The sequence below is a fragment of the Yersinia thracica genome (assembly GCF_902170565.1).
Taxonomy (GTDB): Bacteria; Pseudomonadota; Gammaproteobacteria; order Enterobacterales; family Enterobacteriaceae; genus Yersinia; species Yersinia thracica.
The window spans coordinates 1-2,775 of sequence record NZ_CABHXX010000104.1; the positions used below are offsets into that span (position 1 = coordinate 1).

The following is a 2,775-nucleotide window of genomic DNA, read 5'->3' on the forward strand; positions in this document are numbered from 1 at the left end:
CTGTTTTTACTCTGGTCAGCCGTGCTGGCAATCACTGCGCCATCGAGCTGAGTATGCTCGCCGACGGTGATATCAAAACCGCCTTTACCGGCGTAAATACCGGTCTGCTCCTGCACCGAGTCATAATTGCTGTGCAGTTTGTCCTGACTCATGCTCAGGTTGGCCGAGCCGCCGCCGGTCACCGCCACGCTGACACCGCCGCTGCTGCTGGTCTGCTTCGCATCATAGTTATCGCTGTCTTGCTGGCTTTGCAGCAGCAGGTCGCGGCCGACATCCACCTTGACGCTTTCGCCGCTGGCCTGCGCGCCGATGAGTGAAGTATCGCGGCCGCTGTTGAGCGACAGGGTGCCGCCGCTGTCGAGGGTGGTTTCAGTCCAGGTGGTGCCGTTGCCGTGTTCATTGCCCTGGCCCTTGTTGGCGTTGGCAAAGATGCTCAGGCCACTGCTGGCACCATTCAAACCGAGACTGACCCCTACGCTGCCGCCGCTGCTGCTGTTACTGCCGTCGGTTTTTTGCGTATTGGCGGCACCGAGTAGCAGCAAGTCGCGGGCGGCATCTAAGGTGGTATCACCGCCGGCTTTAAGCTGGCTGCCTTGCACCAGAATATCGCCGCTGTTCCCCTCGCCGGTGGCTGTCACCGTCAGGTTGTTGCCCGCCGTCAGGGTCGAACCGGTCACGCTGGTCTGTTCCTGATGCTGCTGCGAGGACGATTTTTGTGAGCCTAATGAGGCACTGACACCGAACATGCTGGCGGCATCGCCCCCTTGCGCCTGCACCAGTTGGCCGGCCTGCACCGCCTGCGCACCACTGAGTGCCGCTTTCACCCCTTGCAACGCGGCTAATCGGCCATTGTTTTCGTCGCGGGCATCTTTGGCGGTGGTGGCCGCGGTATTGAGAGCGCTGCCGACCGCACCGGACAGCGCCAGTGTCAGGCCGCTGCTTTTTTGCTCGACGCTATGAGTCTGGCTGCTGTGATTTTCCGCCGCCAAAATACTGACGCTCTTACCGCTCAGATTAATGTCTTTACCGGCCAACACGTCGGAGCCTTGCACCGTCAGGTCTTCACCGGCGGTCATGCTGACATTGCCCAGTACGCTGCCGACGGTGCTGCCGACGTTGGAGAGGGATTTGCCCGTATCGGTGACTTTGGTGCTGCTGCTGCCGGCCATGACACCCATGCCGCCGGCGCTCATCAGGCCGGATTTTGTCTGCTCGAACAGCATCACACGCTCTGGATCACTGTCGTCACCGACGAAGCCACCTAGGAAGTGCTGCGCGAGGCCAGCCAAGACCGCCAAGATTTAGGGGCAGATTGGGTACGGGAGAACGGCGAGTTGGTGATTGCTGGCGACTGGCTTACTGAGTCTGACATTACCGACGCGGAACAACTGGAAGTGACCGCCGCGCCCGATGTGATTCGGTTGCAGCGGCGGGAAGATGGAGGTTTTTAGGGCTTAAAGACAGTGACCCCGGTTACTATTGGTCGGGGTTGTATGTCAGATAAGAGCCAAACTACTACAGACTGCTTTAGCTGTAGACATATAAATCAATGGAGCTTTCCGCGCCTATATCACCCAGAAATTTATTCGTTTCTGCCGACCAATAAATGGATGGTTTTTCGCCATTTTCTATCTCTATTAAGAGAGATAAAATAAACGTAACAGCATATTTTTCTTTTATTTTCTCTAGGATTTCAGTTTTATCTTTGAATAAAAAAAGCAACTTTTTTGTCTGTTCATTAACATCATAAGACTCTTCCTTTTCTGTACATACTGACCAACTAGTCTCTGTACTAGGTCTTTTCTTTGTGCCACTGATAACACCTTTGATATAAATTTCAGATGGTTCTATTTGTAGCATGGCTGTTATTTCTTCTGGGTCAAAAACATCCCCACAAATAGAAAACTCAGCTTTAACTGTTGTTTTTTCCATGTAACTATCCTATTTTTTGATAAATTCGCCAGTTGGAATGCCTTCACCTGTGCCGCCCTTTCTAAAAATCCATAGCTGCCCACTGTCTTTATCAACGTAAATATCATAAAGCTTGATTTCCGCTTTAGAACCTAGAAAGTCTTTTTTGATTTGATGAGCATCTATTTCATTATTTTTTAAGAATTTATCATCGGCAACTTTTATGTTGGAGGGTTTTTCAGCTCCATTGTCCTGTCCATCACTTACCATATGGTTAGGTAGGTCAGGTACAGCCTCAGTATTCCCCGTGTTGTTTGGTGATGGGTCTACAGTTTGTTCTCCACCTGTATTATTTGGCCCTGTATCAGTCTGACCATTATTGTTACCTGTATGAGTCACACCCTGTTCTGATAATTGGTTTCCGCCTGTGTTGGTTGAGCCTGACTCAGCTATCTGATCACCACCAGTATTAGAAGGGCCATTTTCTCCTTGACCCATCATTGCCTGGATAGCCAATATCGCAACTTGCGCGGCCATTGGGCAATCCCCACCAGAGAGGCATTTTGTCACAACATCTTTGCCAAACTCTTTCACCGCTGTATCCAGCTTTTGCGCTATCGCAGCATTGGCTTCACTCTGTGGCGCTTGCCCTGCTACCGGTGGAGGTGGCACCAACATTTGCAGCAGGAAGTTATTCTCAACCGCATTTTTCCCAGTCTGCGCACCGGCAACCGTATCAGCGGTGCTGTCGCCGGTCAATCCACCGGCTAATCCTGCGGCCAGTGTTGCCAGCGCACTGACGGTCTGCTTCTGATCTTCGCTGAGATTGTCTTTGTCCCAGCCCATTGCCGCGATAATCCTCGG

The 2,775-nt window shown here is 52.2% G+C and carries 3 protein-coding genes and 1 pseudogene; 1 reads left to right on the top strand and 3 read right to left on the bottom strand.

What is annotated here, in order from left to right:
- A pseudogene (locus FTA91_RS15410) lies at positions 1–1,220 on the bottom strand (hemagglutinin repeat-containing protein); the annotation flags it as partial.
- Positions 1,221–1,268: 48 nt separating this feature from the next.
- On the opposite strand from FTA91_RS15410, the gene FTA91_RS15415 reads away from it, so the two are divergent.
- Positions 1,269–1,451: a hypothetical protein gene (locus FTA91_RS15415; RefSeq protein WP_145583569.1), complete on the top strand. Its 183-nt coding sequence runs from the start codon at positions 1,269–1,271 to the stop codon at positions 1,449–1,451.
- A 76-nt stretch (positions 1,452–1,527) separates the two neighbouring features.
- On the opposite strand, the gene FTA91_RS15420 is transcribed toward FTA91_RS15415, so the two are convergent.
- Both FTA91_RS15420 and FTA91_RS20345 read right to left on the bottom strand, forming a co-directional pair.
- Entirely contained in the window at positions 1,528–1,932 is a 405-nt protein-coding gene (locus tag FTA91_RS15420) for a DUF4279 domain-containing protein (protein ID WP_145583571.1), read from the bottom strand.
- A gap of 9 nt (positions 1,933–1,941) precedes the next feature.
- Positions 1,942–2,775: VENN motif pre-toxin domain-containing protein (locus tag FTA91_RS20345; protein ID WP_328592897.1), on the bottom strand; the 834-nt coding region annotated here is incomplete at its 5' end.